We start from the raw sequence: 24,146 nt of genomic DNA, 5'->3' as shown, positions 1-24,146 counted from the left end.
CTCAGGCGCCGGCGTCGTCGGCCGCGTCGTCACCCCGCACGCGGCGCATCTCCCGCGCCAGCGCGGGGTTGGTCCCCTCGAGCTGGTCGATGACGTGCGCGACGACGTCCGGCGCCTTGTTCTGGCTGAGCTTCGCGCGGGCGTCGAACCGCTCGACCCGCACCCGCAGTCCCACCGTCCCGCGGGCGACGCGCCGCGTGCCGGCCTCGTCCTCGGACAGGCTGCGCCCGCCCGGGCGACCGGCCTCGAAGTGGTCGGTGAGCCGGCCGAGCATCGCGTAGTTCTCCTCGTCGGAGAGCAGCTCGGGCGTGCCGTAGAGGTGCGCGGTGACGTGGTTCCACGTCGGGACCAGCTCGCCCGGGGCGTACCAGCTCGGGGACACGTAGTCGTGCGGGCCCTGGACGATGACGAGGACCTCGTGCTCGCCCAGCTCGTGCAGCTCGTCGTCGGGGCGGCCGAAGTGGCTGACGATCGTAACGGCGTCACCCGCGTCGGACCCGCGTGCGTCGGACTGGCCTGCGTCGGACGGGCCTGCGTCGGTCGGCCCCGGGTCGAGCAGCACCGGGTAGTGCGACGCCACCAGGCCGTGGCTCGTGGGCGACACGAACGTCGCCCACGGGTGCGCGCGGACGAGCCGCCTGACCTCGGCGGGGTCGTCGACGACGTAGTGCGGGGTGTGACGCATCAGGCGGGGTCCTTCCGGGCGAGACGGGTGCGCACTGCCAGGGTGGCGCACGCGACGACGGCGAGGCCACCGAGGACGGTCGGCCAGGTGATCGGTTCGTGCAGCAGCACCGCCGCCCACCCGATGGTCAGCACCGGCTGGACGAGTTGGACCTGGCTGACCTGCGCCATCGGCCCGAGCGCGAGGCCCCGGTACCAGGCGAAGAAGCCCAGGTACATGCTCACGAGGGCCAGATAGGCGAAGGCCAGCCACTGGCTCCCGGTCGCCTGCGGCGGCTGCCCGGCGACGGACCAGGCGGTCAGCGCGACCGTCACGGGCGCGGCGACCACCAGCGCCCAGGAGATCGTCTGCCAGGAGCCGAGCTCGCGCGACAGCACGCCGCCCTCGGCGTACCCGACGGCGGCCGCGACGACGGCACCCAGCAGCAACAGGTCGGACCGGTGCAGCTCGCCCAGGGCGCCGCCCTGGAGGGTGGCGAAGCCGACCGCCGCCAGCGCCCCGAGGGCCGCGAAGACCCAGAAGGAGCGGGCCGGGCGCTCCCCCACGCGCAGCACGGCCACCACCGCCGTCGCGGCGGGAAGCAGCCCGATGACGACCGCCCCGTGGCTCGCAGGCGCCGACTGCAGCGCGAACGAGGTGAGGAACGGGAAGCCCACCACGACGCCCCCCGCGACGACGCCCAGCCGCCACCACTGCGCCCCGCGCGGCCCAGGCTGTCGGGTGAGGACGAGCGCGAGGGCCGCGACGGCGGCGGCCACGGCGGCGCGCCCGGACCCGACGAAGAGGGGCGAGAGACCCGCGACCGCGACCCGCGTGAACGGGACGGTGAAGGAGAAGGCGGCGACCCCGACGAGGCCCCACAGGAGCCCGGCGCGGGCCCGGGGCAGCATCGGACGAGCGGATAACGGCTGACGCGGACCGGCGATAGCGCTACTCTCAACTCTCATGGATGACGATAGCACCGGGCGGATCGTGGCCGCGCTCCGGGCCTGGGTGGCCGCCGCTCCCCCGGGCGCGCGGCTCCCGTCCAGCCGCGCGCTCACGGCCGAGCACGCGGCGAGCCCGGTCACGGTGCAGCGGGCGGTGCGCCGGCTGGCGGACGAGGGCCTGGTCGAGAGCCGGCCGGGCGTCGGCACGTTCGTCCTGGCGCCCCGGTCCTCGTGGCCCGTCGACCTCGGCTGGCAGACGGCGGCGCTCGGCGCGCAGCCCGCACGGGTGCCCGCGCTCTCCTCCACGCAGCGCGGCGTCGCGCCCGACGCCGTCACCCTCCACTCCGGGTACCCGGCCGCGGACCTGCTGCCCGAGCGGCTGGTGCGCGCGGCTCTCGCGCGCGCGGCGCGCACCACGGCCGCGACCACCCGCTCCCCCGCGACGGGCCTGCCCGAGCTGCGGCAATGGTTCGCGTCCGAGCTCGCGCAGACCGCGCCGGCGGACACGTCCCCGCCGTCCGCGCGCGACGTCGTCGTCCTGTCCGGCAGCCAGAGCGGGCTCAGCTCGATCTTCCGCGCCCTCGTCGGGCCCGGGCAGCCGCTGCTCGTCGAGTCGCCGACGTACTGGGGCGCGATCCTGGCCGCCGCGCAGGCCGGGGTCACGCTCGTGCCCGTCCCCACGGGGCCCGCCGGCCCGGACCCCGACGACGTCGCCCGCGCCTTCGCGCGGACCGGCGCGCGCGTGCTCTACGCCCAGCCCACGTACGCCAACCCCACCGGCGCGCAGTGGTCGGCCGCCCGCGGCCGGGCGGTCCTCGACGTCGTCCGCGAGCACGGCGCGTTCCTCGTCGAGGACGACTGGGCGCACGACCTCGCCATCGACACCGACCCTCACCCCCTCGCCGCGCACGACCGCGACGGGCACGTCATCTACCTGCGCTCGCTGACCAAGAGCGTCTCCCCCGCCCTGCGCGTCGCGGCGCTCGTCGCCCGCGGGCCCGCGCGCGACCGGATCGTCGCCGACCGGGCGGCCGAGTCCATGTACGTCAGCGGGCTGCTGCAGGCCGCGGCGCTGGACGTCGTCACCCAGCCCGCGTGGCGCACCCACCTGCGCCGCCATCTCCGGCCGGCGCTGCGCGCCCGTCGCGACGCGCTCCTGCAGGCACTGCGCACCCACGCGCCGTGCCTGCACGTCGAGCACGTCCCGGCCGGCGGGCTCAACCTCTGGGCCCGGCTGCCCGACGGCGCCGATCCCGCCCGGGTCGCCCGCGAGTGCGAGGCGCGCGGCGTCGTCGTGGCCCCGGGCGACGAGTGGTTCCCGGCCGAGCCCGCCGGCCCCTACCTGCGGCTCAACTACTCCGGGCCCGACGTCGACCGCTTCGACCACGCCGCGCACGTCGTCGGGCAGGCCGTCCGGTCCGCGTAGCGCTCGGTGCATCACGCGGAACGACCGTTACGCTTCCCCGGTGCTCGAACCCGCCCCGCTGATCGCAGGACTCCCGTGGACCGGCTGGGCGGTCGCCGCGCTGGTCGCGCTGCTCGTCGGCTTCTCCAAGACGGCGCTGGGCGGCCTGGGCATGATCGCCGCGGCGCTCATGGCGCTGGTGATCCCCGCCAAGGACTCGACGGGCGCCGTGCTCCTGATGCTGATCACCGGCGACCTCGTCGCGATCTGGGCCTACCGCAAGCACGCCGACTTCCGCGTCATCGGGCGGCTGCTCGTGCCGGTCCTGGTGGGCGTGGCGCTCGGCGCACTGTTCCTCACGCTGGTCAGCGACGACGTCATGCGCCGCACGATCGGCGCGATCCTGCTCGCGCTGCTGGTGCTCAACCTGTGGCGCGACCACCTGCGCACCGACACCCGCGCGGCCACCGTCGGGTACGGCGGGCTCGCCGGGTTCACCACCATGGTGGCCAACGCCGGCGGCCCGCCCATGAGCCTCTACCTGCTCGCGGCCCGCTACGAGAAGTGGCGGTTCCTCGGCACGACGGCGTGGTTCTTCTTCACGGTGAACGTCATCAAGCTGCCCGTCGCCGTCGGGGTCGGGATCGTCCGCACCGAGACGGTGGCCCTGTGGGCCGTGCTGGCGCCGGTCGTGCTGGTCGGCACCTGGATCGGGCGCAAGGTCATCGGCCACGTCGACCAGCAGCTGTTCGAACGGCTGGTCACCGTGCTCGTGGCGCTCGCGGCCCTGAACCTGCTGCTGCTCTAACCGGAGAGCGGGCCGTCCAGCCCGAGCTCCCGCCGGAGGGTGCGCGCCAGCAGCTCCGGGACGTCGACGTCGCCCGGGTGCAGGGCGTCGTAGACCTGCAGCCCCTCCCAGGTCGAGACGATGAGGGCGGCGTGCACCTCGGGGCTCAGTCCGTCGTCGTCGACGGCCCCCTCGTCGCGCCGCAGCCGGATGATCGCGGCGAAGACGTCGACGAGGACCTGGTGACGCTGCTGCAGGGCGGCCCGGGCGGGATGCCCCTCCCGCCCCGCCTCGGCCGACAGCGTGGAGAGAAGCTGGACCAGCCCCGGCGTCGCCCGGTTGCGCTCGGCCACGCCGACGAAGGCGTCCACGACCCCCTCGACGGTGAAGTCCATCGCGGGCAGCGACGTGGCGGCGTCCTGGGCGTCGTGCCACTCGATCACCGCCAGCAGCAGCGCGGTCTTGTTCCCGAAGTGGTGCATCAGCGTGGCATGGTCCACGCCCGCCTCGCGCGCGATGCCCCGCAGGGACGCACCGTGGAATCCCTTCTCCGCGAAGGCCTCGGCGGCCTCGGCGATGATCGCCCGTCGTGTCACGCGCCCGGTGGCGTACTCCTTGGTCCGCGGCACGGCGTCCTGACGGTCGGGCATAGGGCTTCCTCCACGTGTGACGTGCAGAGTTCCACCACTTGGTGGAACTTGGTCTAACCTACGGGCGTGCAGATCGATGACGACCGCCGGCGGGTGCGCGGCCAGATGACCCTGGCAGAGAAAGCATCGCTCATGTCGGGCGCGAACTTCTGGAACACCAAGCCGGTGGACCGCCTCGGCGTGCCCTCGATCATGCTCACCGACGGCCCGCACGGGCTGCGCAAGCAGGGCGGCGCCGCCGACCACCTGGGCCTCAACGCCAGCCTCCCCGCCACGTGCTTCCCGACGGCGGCCACGCTCGCGAACAGCTGGGACACCGACCTGGTGCGCCGGGTGGGCGAGGCGCTGGGCGCCGAGGCCGCCGCCGAGCGGGTGAGCGTGCTGCTCGGCCCGGGCCTGAACCTCAAGCGCAACCCGCTCGCGGGTCGCAGCTTCGAGTACTTCTCGGAGGACCCGCTGCTGTCCGGGAAGCTCGCCGCCGCGCTGATCCGCGGCATCCAGTCCCGCGGCGTCGCCGCGTCCGCCAAGCACTTCGCGGTGAACAGCCAGGAGACGCACCGCATGAGCATCGACGAGATCGTCGACGAGCGGGCGCTGCACGAGGTCTACCTCGAGGGCTTCCGCATCGCCGTCACCGAGGGCGACCCGTGGACGGTGATGAGCTCCTACAACAAGGTCAACGGCACCTACGCGAACGAGAACCGCGAGCTGCTCGACGAGATCCTCCGCCGCCGCTGGGGCTTCGACGGCCTCGTCGTCACCGACTGGGGCGGCAACCACGACCGCGTCGCGGGCCTGGTCGCCGGCAACGCCCTCGAGATGCCGTCCACCGACGGTGTCACCGACCGCGAGATCGTGCGCGCGGTCGAGGCGGGCGAGCTCGACGAGGCCGTCCTGGACGCCCGCGTCGACGAGCTGCTCGCGCTCGTCGACCGGACGGCGCCGCGCGACGACGCTCGCACCGTCGACCATCGCGTCGACCACGACCGTCACCACGAGCTCGCCGTCGAGGCCGCCCGCCGCTCGGTCGTCCTGCTCGACAACCCCCGGGGCACCCTGCCGCTAGGGCCGCGGTCCGGGCGGGTCGCCGTCATCGGCGACTTCGCCGCCACGCCGCGCTACCAGGGGGCGGGCAGCTCGCTGGTCAACCCCACCCGCGTCGACACCGCCCTGGACGCGCTGCGGGAGTCCGACCTGGACGTCGTCGGGTACGAGCCGGGCTTCGCGCGCCGCGACGTCCCGTCCGAGCGTCGCCGCCGGCGGGCCGTCCGGCTCGCCGAGCGGGCCGACGTCGTCCTGCTGTTCCTCGGCCTCGACGAGTCCGCCGAGGCCGAGGGGGTCGACCGGTCGCACCTGCGCCTGGCGCGCAACCAGCTCGCGCTCACCCGCGAGCTGGTCGGCCTCGGCGTGCCCGTGGTGGTCGTGCTGTCCGGCGGCGCCCCCGTCGAGCTGCCCTTCGCGGGGCACGTCGACGCCGTCGTGCACGGCTACCTCGCGGGCCAGGGCGGCGGCCGGGCGATCGCCGACGTCCTGGTCGGCCGCGCCAACCCCGGTGGACGCCTCGCCGAGACCTACCCGCTGCGCTACGCCGACGTGCCGTCGTCGGCCACGTTCGCGCGCACCGAGGCGACCTCCGAGCACCGCGAGAGCATCTACGTCGGCTACCGGTACTACGACAAGGTCGGGATGCCGGTGCGCTACCCCTTCGGGCACGGGCTGAGCTACACCGAGTTCGCCTACGCCGACCTGCGCGCCGGGCGCACGTCCGCCCGGGTGACCGTCACTAACACGGGCGAGGCCGCCGGTGTCGAGACCGTGCAGCTCTACGTCGAACCCGCCGGGCGCGGCGCGGGAGAGTTCCGCGCCCCGCGCGAGCTGGCCGGCTTCGCCACCGTCCCGCTCGAGCCCGGCGAGAGCGCCACGCTCACGATCGACTACGCCGAGCACGCCTTCGACGTCTTCGACACCCGCGCCCACGACTGGCGCACCGCAGCCGGCTCCTACGCGGTCCTCGCGGGCGCGTCGTCGCGCGACATCCGGCTGCGGGCCGCGCTCGAGGTCGAGGCCCCGGCCGGGCGCGCGGCGGACCCCGTCGTGCTCCGCCCCGACCCCCGCCTCCTGCCGCACTACGTGGCCGGCGACGTCGAGCTCGTGGGCGACCCCGAGTTCGAGGCTCTGCTCGGACGCGCGCTCCCCCCGTCGGCATGGCCCACCGACCGACCCCTCACCCGCGACGACATCGTCGCGCAGGCCAAGGGCCGCCGCGGGTTCGGGGGCCTGCTCCACGGCCTCGTCGAGCTCAGCGGCCGCGTGCTGCTGCGGCTCGGCAAGCCGCTCGCGGCGAACAACACGCACTTCGCGCTCGACCTGCCGTTCCGATCGGTCGCGCGCATGAGCGGCGGCAAGGTCGACGACGCCATGCTCGACGGCCTGCTGCTCATGGTCAACGGCCAGTTCCTGCGCGGTGCGCGCCGGACGGCCTCGGCATGGATCGCGCAGCGACGGCGTGCGCGCGCCCAGGACAACGACGCCCAGAACGAGGACTGAGAGAAGACGGATCATGGCAACGAGGCGTGAGATCAAGCAGGACGCGGTCGCCCGAGCCCGGGAGCTGCGCACGGCGAGGCGCACCCGGCGAGCAGAGCTGAAGGCGATGACGCCCGAGGAGCGCAAGGCCGCCAGGACCACCGACCGGCAGGCGGCCCGCGAGGCGAAGAGGACCGCGAAGCAGGAGCGGACCGAGGCCCGCGCCGACATGACGCGCGCCGAGCGCCGGGAGGACAAGCGCCGGGCGCGCATCGATCGCAAGGTCGCGCACCGCCCGCGTCGCGCGGTCGGCTGGGGCATCACCGCCGTCGCGGTGTTCGCGATCGGGGTGCTCGTCGCGCCGTTCGCGATGTCGTTCGGCCGCCTGATGACGATCGAGTACGACTCGTCCTCCGCCGCGGGCGTGGACGCCCGGCAGAACGCGGCCGACGTGGCGGAGTCGATCTCCGACGAGGGCCTCGTCCTGCTCGAGAACGACGACGACGTCCTCCCGCTGGCCGACGACACCGTCAACGTGTTCAGCTTCGCTTCGTTCAACCTCCGCCTCGGCGGCGGCGGCTCCGGCGGCAGCAACCAGTCCCAGGCGGTGTCGCTGTACGAGGCGCTCGAGGGACAGGGCGTCGCCGCCAACCCCGACCTCAAGGCTGCGATGGAGGAGGCCGGGGCCGAGACGAGCTCCGGCGGCGCCAACGGCCTGCTGCAGATCGCCGGCAGCCTGCTCGGCGGTGGCGGCGAGGGCGAGCCCGCGCCGGACTACCTCACCGACGACGTCATGGCGCAGGCCGCGCAGTACTCGGAGACCGCGCTCGTGGTGGTGGGCAACGACGGCGTCGAGGGCTCCGACATGACCGCCGACGAGCTGCGCCTGACGGCCGAGCAGCGCGAGCTGCTCGACGTCGTCACCGCCACGTTCGACGACGTCGTGGTGGTCGTGAACTCGGGCAACCAGATGGAGCTGGGGTTCCTCGACGAGTACCCGCAGATCAAGGGCGCCGTGTGGATCGGCACGCCCGGACCGCGCGGCGCCGTGTCCCTGGCGAAGGTGCTGACGGGCGAGGTCAACCCCTCGGGCCGCCTCACCGACACCTATGCGTACGACGTGACGAGCGCCCCGGGCGTGGAGAACGTCGGCGACTTCGCGTACGCCAACGCCGACCGCGCGTTCCTCGACTACGAGGAGGGCATCTACGTCGGCTACCGCTACTACGAGACGCGGTACGCGGGCGACGAGGCGGGCTACGCCGAGGCCGTCCAGTTCCCGTTCGGCCACGGCCTGAGCTACACCACGTTCGAGTGGGACGTCGCGAAGCCGCGCGTCAGCGCCGGCGAGGTGAGCCTCGACGTCGCCGTGACCAACACCGGCGACGTCGCGGGCAAGGACGTGGTCCAGGCGTACTTCTCCGCGCCCTACACGCCGGGCGGGATCGAGAAGTCCGCCATCGAGCTCGCCGGCTACGCCAAGACGCCTTCGCTCGAGCCGGGGCAGACCGGCACCGTCACCGTCTCGTTCGACGTGCGGGACATGGCGTCGTGGGACACCGGCGGCGACGGCGCCTACCTGCTCGAGGCCGGCACCTACGGGATCTCGGTGCGCACCGACGTGCACTCGCCGGTGGACGAGTTCGAGCACCGGGTGGCCCGGGACGTCGTCTACGACAAGGACGCCGACACCGGCCACGAGCTGGGCAACCGTTTCGCCGACGCCGAGGGCGACCTGAGCTACCTCTCGCGCGACGACTGGGAGGGCACCTACCCGCAGGCGCCCGAGGCCGGCACCACCGCCTCCGACGAGCTCCTCGCGCGCATGGACCCGCAGATCGAGCCGGCCGAGGGCGAGGTCCCGACCTACGGCGCCGACCACGACCTCGAGCTCGCCGACCTCGCGGGGCTCGAGTACGACGACCCGCAGTGGGACGCGTTCCTCGACCAGCTCACGCTGGAGGAGCAGGTCGACCTCTTCGCCAAGGGCGCGTACCGCACCCACGCCGTCGAGCGCCTCGGCATCCCCGCCGTCGACCTGCTCGACGGCCCCGCCGGGCTGAACTCCCTGTTCAGCCCCCTGGAGGCGGCCGCCTACCCGACGCAGGTGGTCGTGGCCTCGACGTGGAACGACGAGCTCGCCCACGCGCTGGGCGAGGCCGTCGGTACCGAGGCGAACGCGTACGGCGTCGAGGGCTGGTACGCCCCCGGGATGAACCTGCACCGCACCGCGCTGGGCGGGCGCGACTTCGAGTACTTCTCGGAGGACCCGCTGCTGTCGGGCATGATGTCCGCCGCGATGGTGTCGGGCGCCGAGAGCAAGGGCGTCCTGACCTTCATGAAGCACTTCGCCCTCAACGAGCAGGAGGTCAACGCCCGCTCCGGCGTCAACGTGTTCACCAGCGAGCAGGCGCTGCGCGAGCTCTACCTCAAGCCGTTCGAGATCACCGTCAAGGAGGCCGACCCGACCGGCGCCATGAGCTCGTTCATCAACATCGGCGGCGTGTGGGCCGGCGGCAACGAGCCGCTCCTGCAGGACGTGCTGCGCGGCGAGTGGGGCTTCCAGGGCGTCGTGTCGACCGACGCCGTGCTCGGGGACTGGATGGACCCCGGCCTGGCCGCCCGGTACGGCAACGACCTCATGCTCGCGATGCTGCCGGGGACCGACAAGGCCACCCGCGCGGCGGTCGAGGAGGACCCCGTCGGGGTCGGCCACGGCCTGCGTGAGCGCGTCCACGCCGTGCTGTATGCCGTGCTGCAGACCGACGCGGTCGACTGACACGCCGCACGGGGAGTGCCGTCGGTCCGCGTCCTCGCCGACGATCGCGACCGCCTGCGAGAATGAGCGGCGTGGACCTGCACACCAGCATCGACGTCGACGCCCCGCCGGAGCGCGTGTGGGAGGTGCTTCTCGACGTCGAGCGATGGCCGGAGTGGACCGACTCCGTCACCGCCGTCCGGTCGCTCGATGACGGGCCGCTCGCCGTCGGGTCCCGCGTCGAAGTGTCCCAGCCGCGCATCCCCACCGGCACGTACACCGTGACCGTGCTGGACCCGACCAGCACCTTCGTCTGGGAGCAGCGCCAGCCCGGCAGCACCGTGGCCGCGCACCACGAGTGCGCGCCGCTGGGCGACGGTGGCACCCGTGTCGGGCTGCGCGTCGTCATGTCCGGGGCGGTCGGCGGCGTCGTCGGACGGTTCTACCGCAAGCGCACCGAGCAGTACCTGGCCATGGAGGCCGGGGGGCTCAAGAGGCGTGCCGAGGGCGGCGACCTCACGAGGTGACGGCCGCCGCGCGGGGAATCTGCACCTAGAACAGCGGCCAGGGCACGGCCGGCATGTCCCTCTCGGGCGACGGGAAGACGGCCGTGGCCAGCAGCCGGTCGCAGCGCTCGGCCAAGGCGGCAACCTCGGCGTCGTCGAGCAGCGCGGCGAGCCGGCCTCCGAGGCCGTCCTCGCCGTCCCGGTCGAGCTCCGCGCGGACCCGCCGGACGCCGTCGAGCTCGTCCGCCAGCAGGGCCTGGCCGACCCACCCCCACAGCACGGTGCGCAGCCTCGGCTCGACGTGGAACGTGACGCCGTGGTCGACCCCGAGGCGGCGTCCGTCCGGCATGGGCAGGACGTGCCCGCCCTTGCGGTCGGCGTTGTTGACCAGCGCGTCGAACACCGCCATCCGCCGCAGCGACGGCGAGTCCTCGTGGACCAGGCAGACCGGCTCGTCGTCGGCGTCGCTGCCCTCGAGCACCACCCGCCACCCGTCGCGGCGTGCGGCGGTTGAGGGGACGACGTCGACAGGGTCCTGGTCGCGGTCCTGTTCCTGCCAGAGCTGGACCATGCCCGGGCCGAGCGGTCCGTCGCGCAGCCAGGTGCGGGGCGCGACGCCCCAGCCGAGCGACTCGGAGACGAGGTAGGCGGCGACCTCGCGGCCGGCCAGCGTGCCGTCCGGGAAGTCCCACAGCGGCTTCTCGCCGGCCACGGGCTTGTAGACGACCGTGGCCCCGCCGATCCGGCCGAGGAACGTCGCGTTCGAGGCGACCTGGATGCGGCCGACGACCTCGAGGGTGTCTTGCTCGAGGTCGACCTGCTGCTCGGTCACGGCGTGCTCGACGGGTTGCTCACGGCGGGCTCACGCGCCGGCATCCGCGGCGCACTCGTGGCCGTCGTCGTCCATCGGCATGCCGCAGTCCGGGCACGCCGGGCGACCGGCCGCGACGACCCGGCGCGCACGGTGCGCGAACGCCCGTGCCGTGCCGACGGGGATCCGCACGAGCAGCATCTCGCTGGGCTCGGCCTCGTCGTCGTCGGGCTCGACGTCGGCCTCGTCGGTGTCGGCGGCGGCGTCGTCGGTGTCGGCGGCGGCGTCGGACGGTTCCTCGTCGACGGGGAAGGCCTCGATCACCAGCTGCGCGGTCCGCGGGTCCCAGCCCAGCCGCATCGACCCCGCCCGGAAGTCCTCCTCCACCGGCTGCTCCAGCGGCTCGTCGTCGAGGAGCTCCGCGGGAGCCTCCGCGGGGATGGTGAGCCGGTCGTCCGACGTCATGAGCTCGTCGAGGAGGCGGTCGATCATCTCCGCGAGGATGGCGGACTGCTCCTTCTCCAGCGCGACGCTCGTGGTGCGGCCGCCGGTGCGGGCCTGAAGGTAGAACGTGCGTGATCCGGGGAGCCCGACCGTGCCGACCACGACCCGGTCGGGCCAGTCGAACTCGTACACGAGAATGGTCATGCGTCCACCCTAAGAGGCTCCCGCGCCGGCCCCGCCGCCGACGGGCGCGTCGCCCGCCGGTCCGGCGTCGCGCAGCCACGAGAGGTCGCCGGCGTCGGTGTTGGTGGCCACGACCTCGGGGCGGTGCGGCCCGTACCGCACGATCGAGACCGACGCCGGGCCCACCACGATGCGCTGGAAGAGGTCGAGGTGCGTGCCGAGGGCGTCGGCGAGCACCGACTTGATGATGTCGCCGTGCGCGACGGCCGCCCAGACCGCGCCCTGGCCGTGCTGCTCCTCGACCGCCGCGTCGTGGCGGCGGATCGCTGCCACGGACCGGGCCTGCATCGCCGCGAGCGACTCGCCGCCGGGGAACGTCACCGCCGACGGCTGCGTCTGGACCTGCGACCACAGGGGGTCGTTCGCGAGGTCGTGCAACGCCTTCCCCTGCCACTGCCCGTAGTCGCACTCCGTGATGCCGCGCTCGACGAGGAGCTGTGGCGCATGCTCGCCGTCCTGCTCGTGCTGGTGCTGGTGCTGGTGCTGGTGCTCGACGACGATGCGCGACGTCTGCCGGCAACGCTCGAGGGGGCTCGACACCACCGCCGCGAGAGGCACGGCCGCCAGTCGTGCAGCGGCCCGGGCTGCCTGCTCGCGGCCCACGGCGTCAAGCCGCACTCCTGCGGCGCGACCCGCCAGGATGCCCTGCGCGTTCGCGGTCGTGCGGCCGTGGCGGACGAGCAGGACAGTGGGCATGCTCCGGAGCCTACGACCTGCGCCGGATGCGTGGCCGACGCTCGCGACGTTGACTGGGGAAGCCCGGGGCAGGTCCTGCACCACCCCGCGGCACACCGCGATCGAAGGAGTGTGAGGATGAGCGAGACGACGACCCGTGCCCCGATCGACCTCGATCTGGCAGGTGAGGTCGCCGCCCAGCTGCGGGTGGACTCCGTTCGGTCGTCCACCTCGGCCGGGTCCGGCCACCCCACGTCGAGCATGTCGGCGGCCGACCTTCTGGCCGTGCTGGTCACCCGGCACCTGCGCTACGACTGGGACGACCCGGGCGCTGCGGGGAACGACCACCTCATCTTCTCCAAGGGACACGCCTCCCCGCTCCTGTACTCGGTGTTCAAGTCGGTCGGGGTGGTCGACGACGACGAGCTGATGTCGGGCTACCGGCGCTTCGACCAGCGACTCGAGGGCCACCCCACCCCCAGGCTCCCGTGGGTGGACGTCGCCACCGGTTCGCTCGGGCAGGGCCTGCCCGACGGCGTCGGGGTGGCGCTCGCCGGCCGGCACCTGGAGGACGCCCCGTACCGCGTGTGGGTCCTGTGCGGCGACTCCGAGCTGGCCGAGGGATCCATCTGGGAAGCCCTGGACAAGGCCTCGCACTACCGGCTGACGAACCTGGTGGCCCTCGTCGACGTCAACCGACTCGGACAGCGGGGCGAGACCGACCTCGGCTGGGACATGGACGCCTACGCGCGGCGCGTCGAGGCGTTCGGTGCCCGCGCCATCGTCATCGACGGCCACGACCTGGACGAGATCGACGCCGCGCTGGCCGCCGCGACGGACGACGAGATCGACCGTCCCGTGGTCGTGCTGGCCCGCACCGTCAAGGGCAAGGGATTCGCGAAGATCGAGGACAGCCCCGAGTGGCACGGCAAGCCGCTGCCGTCCGACCTCGCCGACGAGGCGATCGCCGAGCTCGGCGGGGAACGGCACCTTCAGGTGCGCGGTCCGCTGCCCCCCGACGTGACTCCGCCGGATCTCACGACCACCCCGGTCGAGCTGCCGACCTACGAGCTCGGGACGGAGGTCGCCACCCGCAACGCCTACGGCGACGGGCTCCTCGCGCTCGGACGGGCCGACCCGCGGGTGGTCGCGCTCGACGGCGAGGTGTCGAACTCGACCCACGCCGACACGTTCGCCGACGCGATTCCCGAGCGCTTCTTCGAGATGTACATCGCCGAGCAGCAGCTCGTGGCCGCGGCGACCGGTCTGTCCGTGCGCGGCTACGTCGCGTTCGCCTCGACCTTCGCGGCCTTCCTCACCCGCGCCTACGACTTCATCCGCATGGCCCCGGTCTCCCGCGCCGACCTGCGTCTGGTCGGGTCCCACGCCGGCGTCGAGATCGGCGCCGACGGCCCCTCTCAGATGGCGCTCGAAGACCTCGCGATGATCCGTGCGACGCACGGTTCCACCGTGCTCTACCCGGCCGACGCGACCTCCACGGTCGCACTCGTCGACGTCATGGCCCACACCCCCGGAGTCGTGTACATGCGCACGACGCGCGGCGCCTACCCCGTGCTCTATGACCCGCAGGAGACGTTCGAGGTCGGCGGCTCCAAGACTCTGCGCAGCAGCGCCGCCGACCAGGTCACGCTCGTCGGCGCGGGCATCACCACCCACGAGGCGCTGCGCGCCGCCGACCTCCTCGCCGACGACGGCATCACCGCGCGCGTGATCGACGCCTACTCCGTCAAGCCGATCGACGTCGCGGCGCTCACAGCGGCTGCCGAAGCCACCGGAGGCCGCATCGTCGTGGCGGAGGACCACCACCCCGAGGGCGGTCTCGGGGCGGCGGTGATCGCGGCGCTCGTGGAGGCGGGGGTGTCCGGGCTGCGGCTCGAGCACCTCGCCGTCCGCGGGGTTCCGGGGTCCGGGAGCGGGCCCGAGCTGCTCGCCTGGGCCGGGATCGACGCCGACCACATCGCTGCGGCTGCCCGCGTCCTGGCCCGCACCTAGTCCGCCGGCGAGACCAGGCCCACCCGGTAGGCGAGCACCACCGCCTGCACCCGGTCGCGCAGGCCGAGCTTCGCCAGGATCCGCGAGACATAGGTCTTGACCGTCTCCGGGGTGATGACGAGCTCGACGGCGATCTCCGCGTTGGACCGCCCGGCGGCGAGCTGCTCCAGCACCTCCAGCTCACGGGCCGTGAGGCTGCGCACGACCTCGTCCCGGGCGGGCCGGGACGTGTCGGTCGGGCGCAGCCGTTCCGCGAACCGGCCGATGAGGGTGCGGGTGACGGTCGGGGCGAGCAGCGACTCGCCCCGCGCGACCGTCCGCACGCCGCCCACCAGCTCGGCCGGGGGCGAGTCCTTGAGCAGGAAGCCGCTCGCCCCCGCCCGCAGCGCCTGGTAGACGTACTCGTCGACGTTGAACGTCGTGACCACCAGCACCCTGGCCGGCGACCCGACGTCCGGCCCCGCGATCCGCCGCGTGGCCTCGATGCCGTCCAGCTCGGGCATCCGGATGTCCATGACCACCACGTCCGGCCGCAGCCCGCGCGCTGCCTCGACCGCCGCGCGCCCGTCCGCCGCCTCCCCCACGACCTCCATGTCCGGCTGCGCGGACAGGATGGTGGCGTACCCGACCCGGACCAGCTCCTGGTCGTCGCAGACGAGCACGCGGATCGGCCGGGTCTCCGGCGGTTGGTCGGTCATGAGCGGCTCCGGGTCGGGGTGGCCTGCGTCGGCGGGGTGGCATGAGTGGCCTGGCTCGTCGGGGTGGCGGGGATCGAGGCGCGCACGCGGAACCCGCCGTCGGGCAGCGGGCCGGACTCCAGCTCGCCGTCGAGCACCCGGACACGTTCGGCCAGCCCGGCCAGCCCGCGGCCGCCGGGCGGCGCGGCCGGGGTGACGACGGCGGGCGGTGGCGCCGCGGTGCCGGGTGGTGCCGTGGCGGCGCCCGGGGAGGCCGGGCCGTGGGTGGTGACCTCGACCTCGAGGTGCTCGCGGCCGTGCCGCAGGCGGACCACGGTGGGCCGGCCGGCGGCGTGCTTGAGCGCGTTGGTGAGCGCCTCCTGCACCACGCGGTAGGCGGCGAGCTCGACGGCGTCGGGCAGGGGCCGCGGGTCGCCGTCCTCCGCCCACTCGACGGGCTGGCCCGACCGGCGGGCCTGCTCGACGACGTCGCCCACCCGGCCGAGCGCGGGCGCCCGACCCGCGGGCGCCGCCTCGCCCGCCGCGGATGCGCTGGCCGCCGTCTCGCCGGTCGCCTCGAGCACGCCGAGCAGGTAGCGGAGCTCGGTCAGGGCGCGGCGGCCGGTGTCGCTGATGGCGGCGAGGCCGTCGCCCGCCCGGCCGGGCGTCGCGGGCAGGAGGTACGGCGCCGCGTCGGCCTGCACCACCATGGCGGTCACGTGGTGGGTCACGACGTCGTGCAGCTCGCGGGCGATCCGGGCCCGCTCGTCCGACGTCGCGACGACGGCGGCAAGGCGCCGTCGTTCGGCCTCGTCCGCCCGCCGGCGGCGCATCGCCGTGCCCCCCAACCAGATCACCACCAGGACGAGGTAGAAGGCGAGGAAGTCCGCGGGCCCGTTGGGCGAGCCGAGTACGGTCAGGGCGACCGCCAGGGCCGCGTAGGCGACCGTCGCGACGACGGCGAGGCGACGGCGGAACCGCGCCTGGTAGGCCCCCACGGAGTACAGCGCGACGTAGAGGCCGACGCTCGCGAACGTGGGCGGGTAGGCCAGGAGCTCGTCGAGGGCGAGCGCGATGCCGACGACCGCCAGACAGGCCGCCGGCCACCGGCGTCGGAACGCCAGGGGCAGGGCCTGCGCCAGGACGAGGATCACGGCCAGCGCGTCGGTCGGTCGCTCGGGCAGGTCGCTGAGCTCGACGCCGATGGTCGCCAGCGTCGGGACGAAGCCGAGCACCGCGAGGAGCACCGCCGCCAGGCCGTCCCGGACGGCCGGACGGTGCGCACGCCACCGGCCGAGCCACGCGCGCAGCCGCGGGACGGTGTCGGGGTGGGCGGGCACGCGCCGAGCCTACGGGCGCGGGCGGCGCACCGGGACCAGCGTGCCGCGGCGGCGGGCGAGCAGCAGCATCGGGACGGCGATCAGCACCCCGAGCAGCACCGTCACCACCGACCCCTCGATGCCGAAGGAGCCGCCCGTCAGCAGGGCCGGGCCGGAGACCTCCGCGGTCAGCAGGCCCGAGGCCGCGTGCCCCGAGACGCTGAGGCCGAGCAGCGCGACGGTCGTGTTCCAGGCGAAATGGATGCCGATGACGAACCACAGGTTGCGGCGCCAGAGGAACGCGGCACCCAGCATGACGCCGGCCTCGATCGCGATCGCCAGCCCGGACCACGCCGTGGCGCCCGGGTTGAGCAGGTGCATGATGCCGAAGATCAGCGCCGTCGCCGCCAGAGCGGCCCAGCTGCCCAGCAGCCGCTCGATGGCCTGGATCCCGAAGCCGCGGAACATGAGCTCCTCCGTGACCGCGGCCCCGCACATCAGGCCGAGCACCGGCCCCACCACGGGGAGCACGTCGACGTCCGCCCAGCGGAACGCGTAGCCGCCCAGCGCGGTGATGACCGCCGCCGAGAGCGCGACGAACCCCACCCCGATGGCGAGGCCCAGCAGCGCCTCCGGCACCGCACCGCGGGCGGCGAGCTCCGGCGTGCGGCGCCGGGCGACGAAGCGCATCACCGCCCAGTAGACCAACACCGCCAGCGCCGCACCCAGCACCGGGACCACCGTGACCGGCTCCGTCTGCGCCGTCGCACCGGCGATGACAACGACACCGACCAGGCCGATCAGCATCCACGTCAGCGGGAACCGCAGGAAGCGCGTGAACCTGCCGGGGTTGTCGCCCGTGGTGGCCAGGGCGTCCTGGTCGTGGGTCGTGGCTGTCGTGCTCATAAAGCCTCCTCGCTACAGGTCGCGCGGAGCCGCGACCAGCAACAACGCTAGGAGCGCCGGTCGGCGGGCGAATCGCCCGCAGGTGAGCAGGTCGAGTAGCTCTCCCGGGGGATGGCATGAACCTCGATGTCGCCCCGCGAGCCAGCTGAATAGTGCGCGGGCCACCCTCGGCGCCACAGAATCACTCCGGATCGGCAATGGTCTCGGACCCGATCGGTGCGGCAACAGCGCGTTCCGTACAGATGCACGTGCATTCGTCGCCCTGCGCGTCCTCGGGCGCGTCCGGGACCGCTCGAGCTCCTGTCCGTGGTGATCGTGCTGATCACCTTCCTCGTCACGTACCTCGCGTCGTTGACCGCCGCCTGGCCCGGGAGTCGACGTCAGCCGTCACCGACCTGCTCACCGACCACCTCGCGTTCTCCATGCCCGCCGCCGGCGACGCGCCGGAGTTCACCGCGTCGCGCGTCGACGCCGACCAGTGGGGCGGCTGGGCGGACGTGCCCGGCGTCGAGTCAGCCGAGCCCCTGGGCGTCGCGACCACGCGCGCCGAGGCCGGCGGCGCGACGGCGTCCGTCGCCGCCCTCGGCGTGGCGGAGGGCTCGGGCCTGGTGCCTGGTGCTGACGGCGAGGTCGACGACGGCGACGCCGGCGACGTCGCGCCCGGCACGGTGGTGCTGACGCCCGGCGCCGCGGACGCCCTTGACGCGCAAGTGGGCGACGTCGTGACCCTCGGCGGCGCCGAGCTCACCGTCGCCGCGACCGTGGACGCCAACCAGTCGTTCTCGCACACGCCCGTCGTGTGGACCACGCTCGACGACTCGCAGGCGGTCGGGGCGCGCGGCTCGTCCGAAGGTGAGCCCGTCGCGTCCGTCGTGGCGTTGACGACCTCGGACGACGATGTCTTTGCCGGGGCCCTCCCCGAGGCGGACGACGCGCTCGGCACGACGACGGTGACGACGTCGGACGCGCGCTTGGCCGTCGCGTCGTTCGCCGGGGAGAACACGTCGTTGACGACGATGCAGGCGTTCCTGCTGGTCATCTCCGCGCTGGTGGTGGGCGCGTTCTTCACCGTGTGGACCATCAGCCGAACCGGCGACATCGCGGTAGTCAAGGTGCTGGGCGCCTCCACCGGGTACCTGCTGCGCGACGCGCTCGGGCAGGCGGCGGTGCTGCTGGTCGGCGGCGTCGCCGTCGGCGCCGGGCTATCCGCGGCGGCCGCGGCCCTGCTGCCCGACGCCGTCCCGGTCGTCGTCACCGCCGCCACCACGCTGCTGCCCGCCGCGGGCCTGGTGCTGCTCGGCCTGGTGGGCGCCGGCGTCTCCGTCGCCCGCATCACCGCATCGACCCGCACGCGGCGCTGGCCGCCCGCTGAACCGTGCTCGCCGACGCTGCCCGCTGATCTCGAAGGAGTCACCCGTGACCTGCACCTGGAGCACATCACCCTCCTCTACCCCGACGGCGACGGCACCCTCACCGCCGTCGACGACGTCGACCTCGCCGTCCCCGCGGGGACCACCACCGCCCTGCTCGGCCCGTCTCGGGCCGGCAAGTCCAGCCTCCTGGCCGTGGCATCCGGCCTGACCCGGCCGACACGCGGCATCGTCCGCATCGGCGGTGACGTCGTCTTCACCCCCGACACCACCGTGGCGCAGGCGACCCGCGTGCGGCTCGAGCGCATCGGCATGGGGTTCCAGTCGCCGCAGCTGCTCGGCTCTTTGACCGCGCTGGAGCAGCTGGAGCTGCACGCCCACCTGCGTGGACGTAGGCCGTCCAGCGTGCACGGGCGGGCGATGGAGCTGCTCGACGCCGTCGGCGTGGCCGACCACGCACACAAGCGGCCCGCACAACTCACCGGCGGGCAGCGGCAGCGGGTGGCGATCGCGCGGGCGCTGGTGGGGCGACCGGAAGTGCTGCTGGTCGACGAGCCGACGTCTGCGCTCGACCACGAACGTGGCACGCAGGTGGTGGAGCTGATCACCCGGCTGGCGCGGGAGATGTTCGCCGCCACGCTGCTGGTGTCGCACGACGCGTCCACGCTCGCCTCCGTCGACGCCACCGTGCGGATGGTCGACGCCCGGATCGACGAGCCCGTCACCGCCGCCTGAACGCCGACCGACCACCGGTCAGGCAATGACCTCCTACTGCCCGGCTCTCGACGATCTATCCAGCGAAGAACGACGCCGCGCGCACTCGGCCACGCATACCACTCGTCCACAGTGACCGAGCCCTCGCCACATTTTGGGTCGTCTTCCGTCTGCCAGCCCGCCGGCGCCTGCCATTCAGAATGTCCGGGCGTGCGAACCTCGAGCACCTTAAGACCACTCTCTTGAGACCGCGATCCCCGCATGACCGCGGAGGTCTATCGCGTCTTGCCAAGGAGATGTCTATGAGACTCCGCGGCCTGGCCTCGGGAGCGCCTATCTGAACTGGAAATCCCGGTAGGTCGGCCCCACGTTGAAGCGACGACCGTCCTTGCGCCGCTGCAGGACGTCCGTGATCGTGTCGACGTCGTCGCCCCGCATGCCGAGCACCCGGCACTTGGCGCGTACCTGCTCGACGGTGACCGGAGCCCAGCGGTCGGGCCGGTTCATCATGTCGGCCTTGAGCTTGTCCTCCTCGTTCCACTTGAGACCGGTGGAGTAGCCGGCGGCCATCCCTGCGACGTACTCGAGGATGCCGTCGACGCCGCCCGGCAACGGTTCGAGTTCGGGCTCGGGGTCCGTGGCAGGTTCGATCATCTCCCCCGGGAAGAGCTGGACGGGGTTCACGTCCTCGATCCACTCGGCGGTCTCGTGGGTACCCCACTCGATCACCGCGATCGCGTCCGCCTCCACGTTCCAGACCTCGTTCAGATGCTTGCGGTCCGGCCAGGCGTACAGCACCCGGTGACCATCTAAGTGGCCGCCGCTGAAGCCGCGCCAGGCATGGTGGCGCACCTGAGGTCGGGCGATGAGTCGCTGGATGCTCGCGCTCTCGAACTTCCGCTGCGGGGTCACGACGATCACGGGTCCGCCGGGCTGGGCCAGCAGCCACGCCACGGCGCGTGCGCTCTGTGCCTCGCGCGAGTCGTCCTCACCGAGCCTCGATACCGCCACCGGGACGTCAACCATGGTCCGCCTCCTCCGTTGGAACTCTCGGTCCAGCGTAGCGACGGGGTCGGACATTCTCCGGCATGACCAGTCAGGCGAGGCTCGAGGGCACGTCGTCTCCTGTCGACCCCGGTGGACGAGCAATCGCACCGTTGGGGGTGTTGACGTATTCCTGTGGGTGCCGCTCGCAGCGGACGACGCCGAACGACACCGAGTTGTCGACATGCACGCCACAGAGATCGCATGTCGTCAGGGACTCCGTCTTGGCCGCGGCGATCCGTGCATCGGCTGCGACACAGACCTCTGGGTCAGCGTCGGCCGGGTAGCTGACGACGTATCTCAGAGACGCGAGCTTGGTCCCAGCTCGGACGAGCCCATAGTCGCCGAGCAGCGCGACGAGATCGGCGTGCAGATGGTTGACGATCCGCACCCACCCTGCTGGCAGCGCCCAGCGTGGTATGAGGTCGCTGGCAACGATGCGGATCGTCGGGTCGACGAGATCCTGCAGCGCCTGCGGGTGCTCGTCGGCCCAACGTGAGCGGACCAGATCGATCATGGATTCATGTTGCCATCGAGGAGCGACACATTCGGAGCTCCGTTGTCGGAGGTCCACGGTTGGATGGGGACGTGGAGAACGCACCGTTGACCGACGAACAGGTGTCCGATCAGTGGAAGAGGCTCGCTGATCTCATCAACAAGCTTCAGGCCCGGACCGACACCAAGGACGAGTTCAACGCGCGGCCCGGGTCCTCGCTGACCGGGGACGACGCCTGGTCGCCGCCCTTCCACGTCTCGCACGCGGTCAACGCCTGCATCGTCGCCGGTGCGGACCACCTGCACGCGTGCAAGACGCTCGTCGTCGACGCCCATAGCCTGCACGTCGCGGCACCGGCCTCACTGATCCGCGGGAGCCTCGAGAACATGGCGGCGGCCTTCTGGATGCTCCATCCGACATCGAGGGCAGAGCGCGTGACGCGGTGCCTGCGCTGGCAGATGGTCAACGCCAAGAACGCCCGGCGGGCACTCGCGCCGTTGGACCTCAAGGACCCCGCGTCCTACGACGAGCGGATCGCTACGATCCTCGAGGTCGCCCAGCGACATCCGGAGATCGACATCGCGGCGGTCAAGCGTGGATTCACGAGCACCGCGGCCGTGACCTACGCCGACGAGCATAGTGGCGCGGCTCTTGGGGTCCTCCTCCCATGGCAGCTGTGCTCGGGCTTTGCGCACGGATTCACGTGGGCCAACCTCGCGTTCTCCGAGCGCGTGGAGATCCCTACCGCGGACCCCGACGTGTTCTCAGTGCGGTTCTCGACCGACCTGACCCGGGCGCTCTACCTCGTGTGGGCCGCGACCAACCTGACCGAGTCCGTGTTGAAGCTGCATGCCCAGCGCTCGACGCCGCAGTACTGAAGGGAAACCCTGCGCGGGGTGCCAGGATTGTCCGTGTGAGCGATGAGGGCATCGATTTCGACGGTCTGGCCGACGGCATGCGAGAGTTCGCGGCGGCATGGGACGCCGTGGCGTACCACTGCGGCGACCCGACTCCACCTTCAAGCAGGTGCGCGTTGGAGGCCACGGTGCTCCCGTCCTCGGTGGAGGCCCCCGAACAGCTGACCCGGTCAATCGCTCAGGATTCCGCCGTGTACGTCACGGCCGCGGCCCAGCATGTGCGTGCTCTGGCACGACTCCTCGGGCCGGAGGTCGTCCTCACGGGCTGGACCGTGACCAGATCGGTGGACGAGTACTGCGGCCGCGTGGCGTGGCTGTTGGCTACCGATGTGGAGCCGATCAATCGGGTCGCACGGTTTTACATGGAGCGGATCGTCGGTCTGCACATGGCCCGCGTGTCCGAGAACAACATCGGGCACCGTGCTCGAGCAAAGGAGTTCAGGAAGGCGCGAGAGGCGACGATCGCCCAGGCTCGCACGATGTTCCCGGACATCGTGCTGTACGGCGAAGACGGCCCCAACGAGTGGATCGTCGGCGGTGAGCAGTATTCGAGCTTGCGCAAGGCTGTCAACGACTTCGGCCGTGAACGCCTCCATCGACCCGGCCTCTACGACATGCTCTCGTCCTTCACGCACCCGGCTCTGGCCCGACTCAAGGAGCAGACGCGGGTGACCCAGCTGGAAAATCGACTGCACCAGGCGTTCATCGCGGAGCCGGAGGTGATCCGATGGCAGATGGCTGTCGCCTGCGGCAGCGTGTATTCGGCCGCGCAGCACGTCATCAGCTATCTCGGGCTCGACGACTCACCGCTGGAGCAGTGGGCTGACCAGCACCCCGAGCTGATGGGGTGGAGCCTGTCGAGTCGTGACGTCGAGTCTTAAGCGCTACCGCTCCACAAAGGACGACGTTGCGCCTCTATGCCCGCACCTTGAACAGCTGCACCCAGTAGTTCACAGCCGTGGCATGGTCGTCAGCGTCGGAGGCAACTTTGGCCAGCGCGGACAGTCGCGCAGCCTCGTCGACCGCGTACTTCGCCATGAAGTCGTTGCCGCCGGTCCCGGTCGAGATACGCCGGCCGTAGTGCGTCGGATCGTTCATCTCGCGCAGGCCGTCCGAGGAGAGCCCCCTGAACAAGTTCCGGAGGTCCCAGTCGTAGATGAGGGGATCGTTGGCAAGGGCGTACTGGGCAGCGCGCATCTCGAGGTAGAAGGACGACAGCGGGACCGAGTTCCGCGCCTTCCACGTCTTCACCAGCCGGATCAAGCTCTTCGCTCTGCCGTTCGTCTTCTGCTGAGCCTCGTTCACGTAGTCCAGGTGGACGGCAGGATTGCTCTGGATCCAGCCGATCCCGTCCGGGTCAGGGATGTCGTAGTCGTCGGTGTCCCTGTAGTAGGCCGGCGTGATCTCCACGTCGGGACCGCCATCGAAGTAGACCAGACGCACCGCGGGCCGGTCGATGCGCACCACGCAGTTCGAGAGCCCGCGCAGGAGCGAGTCGCGCAGCTTCTCCAAGGCGGTCGACGAATACTCCGGCCTCGAACCCGGCATCGTCACGAAATAGTCGACGTCGCTGGAACCGGTGATCGCGGTGCCGTGATGCCACGAGCCCGTCTCACGCATCCTGACGATGTTCAGATCCTGCGTGAGCCACGACTCGACGGAGGCGCGATGGCTGGCCGCGGTGCTCCGGGCGTCCTCGTCGGGGGTCACATCCCGGATGATCGAGTCCAACGTCGAGCCAGCCGTAGCCGTCATGAGCCATCCACCTCGAATCGCTGACCGCCGTCGCTCTCGATGTTGCGCTTGGCGCGCTTGTAGGCCCAGCGCGGGATCACGTCCCCCGCGTGGTCGAGCTCGGAAGCTCGGCCCGAGAGCTCGGCCAGGGCATCACGGAGTTCGAGTACCGGGTCGGAGGGTACGGCGATGTCGCGGAGCCGGCGAGCATCGTTGCGCAGGGTCGTGTAGTCGTTGCCGGAGCTCTGCGCCCGCTCGGCGAGCTTGTCCGGCCGGCTACCGGTCACGATGGCCGCCGTAATGGCCGCAAGGATCGCTATCACGCCCGAGAGGACCTGCATGTCGGAGGCGAACGTGATCACGGCCGCCGCGGTGCTCAGTGCCGCAGCCAGCGCACCGAGACCCCAGTGAACATACCGCCAGACCTTCGCGGCCTCGAAGTGCCCCTGTGCGGAGTAGACGGCGCTCTCGTGGATCCGAGACACCTCGTCCCGGATCGCTTCTCGCTGGGAGTCGTCGGCAGGGAGAACCATCTCC

Annotated in this window: 22 protein-coding genes; 9 read left to right on the top strand and 13 right to left on the bottom strand. The window is 72.4% G+C overall.

The window, feature by feature from the left end; all coding sequences use genetic code 11:
* Position 1: 1 nt before the first annotated feature.
* Together IEW03_RS04880 and IEW03_RS04875 are read right to left on the bottom strand one after the other, a co-directional pair.
* On the bottom strand, positions 2-685 hold the full coding sequence (locus tag IEW03_RS04880; protein ID WP_188522538.1) for an FMN-binding negative transcriptional regulator: 684 nt from the start codon (positions 683-685) through the stop codon (positions 2-4).
* Entirely contained in the window at positions 685-1,575 is an 891-nt protein-coding gene (locus IEW03_RS04875) for a DMT family transporter (RefSeq protein WP_229737491.1), read from the bottom strand. The genes IEW03_RS04880 and IEW03_RS04875 overlap by 1 nt, the downstream gene beginning before the upstream one ends.
* 55 nt (positions 1,576-1,630) lie before the next feature.
* Between IEW03_RS04875 and IEW03_RS04870 the strand changes: the two genes are divergently transcribed.
* Positions 1,631-3,040: an aminotransferase-like domain-containing protein gene (locus IEW03_RS04870; RefSeq protein WP_188522536.1), complete on the top strand. Its 1,410-nt coding sequence runs from the start codon at positions 1,631-1,633 to the stop codon at positions 3,038-3,040.
* A gap of 40 nt (positions 3,041-3,080) precedes the next feature.
* Positions 3,081-3,827, top strand: a complete 747-nt coding sequence (locus IEW03_RS04865; RefSeq protein WP_229737489.1) for a sulfite exporter TauE/SafE family protein — start codon at positions 3,081-3,083, stop codon at positions 3,825-3,827.
* Here the strand turns inward: IEW03_RS04865 and IEW03_RS04860 are convergent.
* The gene (locus tag IEW03_RS04860; RefSeq protein WP_188522535.1) at positions 3,824-4,456 is read right to left on the bottom strand and encodes a TetR/AcrR family transcriptional regulator; all 633 of its coding nucleotides are present in this window, start codon (positions 4,454-4,456) and stop codon (positions 3,824-3,826) included. The two genes, IEW03_RS04865 and IEW03_RS04860, sit on opposite strands and share 4 nt — an antisense overlap.
* 66 nt (positions 4,457-4,522) lie before the next feature.
* Between IEW03_RS04860 and IEW03_RS04855 the strand changes: the two genes are divergently transcribed.
* From IEW03_RS04855 to IEW03_RS04845, 3 genes are all read left to right on the top strand, one after another.
* Entirely contained in the window at positions 4,523-7,003 is a 2,481-nt protein-coding gene (locus IEW03_RS04855) for a glycoside hydrolase family 3 C-terminal domain-containing protein (RefSeq protein ID WP_229737487.1), read from the top strand.
* 13 nt (positions 7,004-7,016) lie between these two features.
* On the top strand, positions 7,017-9,761 hold the full coding sequence (locus tag IEW03_RS04850; protein WP_188522534.1) for a glycoside hydrolase family 3 protein: 2,745 nt from the start codon (positions 7,017-7,019) through the stop codon (positions 9,759-9,761).
* A 71-nt stretch (positions 9,762-9,832) separates the two neighbouring features.
* Positions 9,833-10,267, top strand: a complete 435-nt coding sequence (locus tag IEW03_RS04845; RefSeq protein WP_229737480.1) for an SRPBCC family protein — start codon at positions 9,833-9,835, stop codon at positions 10,265-10,267.
* 25 nt (positions 10,268-10,292) lie between these two features.
* Here IEW03_RS04845 and IEW03_RS04840 read toward each other — a convergent pair whose 3' ends face one another.
* From IEW03_RS04840 to IEW03_RS04830, 3 genes are read right to left on the bottom strand one after another with little or no spacing between them, the layout of a single operon-like run.
* Entirely contained in the window at positions 10,293-11,078 is a 786-nt protein-coding gene (locus IEW03_RS04840) for an SCO1664 family protein (protein WP_188522532.1), read from the bottom strand.
* Between the two features lie 30 nt (positions 11,079-11,108).
* Positions 11,109-11,705: a DUF3090 domain-containing protein gene (locus IEW03_RS04835; RefSeq protein ID WP_188522531.1), complete on the bottom strand. Its 597-nt coding sequence runs from the start codon at positions 11,703-11,705 to the stop codon at positions 11,109-11,111.
* 9 nt (positions 11,706-11,714) lie between these two features.
* Complete coding sequence (locus IEW03_RS04830) at positions 11,715-12,440, bottom strand: MSMEG_4193 family putative phosphomutase (protein ID WP_188522530.1); 726 nt, start codon at positions 12,438-12,440, stop codon at positions 11,715-11,717.
* Positions 12,441-12,557: 117 nt separating this feature from the next.
* Between IEW03_RS04830 and IEW03_RS04825 the strand changes: the two genes are divergently transcribed.
* Positions 12,558-14,432: a transketolase gene (locus IEW03_RS04825; RefSeq protein ID WP_188522529.1), complete on the top strand. Its 1,875-nt coding sequence runs from the start codon at positions 12,558-12,560 to the stop codon at positions 14,430-14,432.
* On the opposite strand, the gene IEW03_RS04820 is transcribed toward IEW03_RS04825, so the two are convergent.
* Genes IEW03_RS04820 through IEW03_RS04810 form a run of 3 tightly spaced genes read right to left on the bottom strand, consistent with a single transcriptional unit; the run spans position 14,429 to position 17,334 of the window.
* A complete protein-coding gene (locus IEW03_RS04820) occupies positions 14,429-15,130 on the bottom strand; it encodes a response regulator (RefSeq protein WP_188522528.1) in 702 nt (233 codons plus the stop codon). The genes IEW03_RS04825 and IEW03_RS04820 overlap by 4 nt on opposite strands.
* Positions 15,127-16,449: a sensor histidine kinase gene (locus IEW03_RS04815; protein ID WP_229737478.1), complete on the bottom strand. Its 1,323-nt coding sequence runs from the start codon at positions 16,447-16,449 to the stop codon at positions 15,127-15,129. The genes IEW03_RS04820 and IEW03_RS04815 overlap by 4 nt, the downstream gene beginning before the upstream one ends.
* Positions 16,450-16,458: 9 nt before the next feature.
* A complete protein-coding gene (locus IEW03_RS04810) occupies positions 16,459-17,334 on the bottom strand; it encodes a CPBP family intramembrane glutamic endopeptidase (protein ID WP_188522527.1) in 876 nt (291 codons plus the stop codon).
* A 422-nt stretch (positions 17,335-17,756) separates the two neighbouring features.
* Here IEW03_RS04810 and IEW03_RS20305 point away from each other — a divergent pair, with 422 nt between their 5' ends.
* Complete coding sequence (locus tag IEW03_RS20305; RefSeq protein WP_229737477.1) at positions 17,757-19,439, top strand: ATP-binding cassette domain-containing protein; 1,683 nt, start codon at positions 17,757-17,759, stop codon at positions 19,437-19,439.
* A 312-nt stretch (positions 19,440-19,751) separates the two neighbouring features.
* On the opposite strand, the gene IEW03_RS04795 is transcribed toward IEW03_RS20305, so the two are convergent.
* Both IEW03_RS04795 and IEW03_RS04790 read right to left on the bottom strand, forming a co-directional pair.
* Positions 19,752-20,444, bottom strand: a complete 693-nt coding sequence (locus IEW03_RS04795) for a hypothetical protein (RefSeq protein ID WP_188522526.1) — start codon at positions 20,442-20,444, stop codon at positions 19,752-19,754.
* A 70-nt stretch (positions 20,445-20,514) separates the two neighbouring features.
* Complete coding sequence (locus IEW03_RS04790) at positions 20,515-20,979, bottom strand: hypothetical protein (protein ID WP_188522525.1); 465 nt, start codon at positions 20,977-20,979, stop codon at positions 20,515-20,517.
* Between the two features lie 71 nt (positions 20,980-21,050).
* Here IEW03_RS04790 and IEW03_RS04785 point away from each other — a divergent pair, with 71 nt between their 5' ends.
* Complete coding sequence (locus IEW03_RS04785) at positions 21,051-21,836, top strand: hypothetical protein (RefSeq protein WP_188522524.1); 786 nt, start codon at positions 21,051-21,053, stop codon at positions 21,834-21,836.
* Between the two features lie 35 nt (positions 21,837-21,871).
* The gene (locus tag IEW03_RS04780) at positions 21,872-22,756 is read left to right on the top strand and encodes a hypothetical protein (protein WP_188522523.1); all 885 of its coding nucleotides are present in this window, start codon (positions 21,872-21,874) and stop codon (positions 22,754-22,756) included.
* Positions 22,757-22,790: 34 nt separating this feature from the next.
* On the opposite strand, the gene IEW03_RS04775 is transcribed toward IEW03_RS04780, so the two are convergent.
* Together IEW03_RS04775 and IEW03_RS04770 are read right to left on the bottom strand one after the other, a co-directional pair.
* Positions 22,791-23,630, bottom strand: a complete 840-nt coding sequence (locus IEW03_RS04775) for a nucleotidyltransferase domain-containing protein (RefSeq protein WP_188522522.1) — start codon at positions 23,628-23,630, stop codon at positions 22,791-22,793.
* A complete protein-coding gene (locus IEW03_RS04770) occupies positions 23,627-24,142 on the bottom strand; it encodes an SLATT domain-containing protein (protein WP_188522521.1) in 516 nt (171 codons plus the stop codon). The genes IEW03_RS04775 and IEW03_RS04770 overlap by 4 nt, the downstream gene beginning before the upstream one ends.
* Between the last annotated feature and the right edge of the window lie 4 nt (positions 24,143-24,146).

Source organism: Isoptericola cucumis (genome assembly GCF_014635665.1).
Lineage (GTDB): Bacteria > Actinomycetota > Actinomycetes > Actinomycetales > Cellulomonadaceae > Isoptericola > Isoptericola cucumis.
The sequence above is the reverse complement of the archived record's forward strand: the minus strand, read 5'-3'. Positions and strand labels throughout refer to the sequence as shown.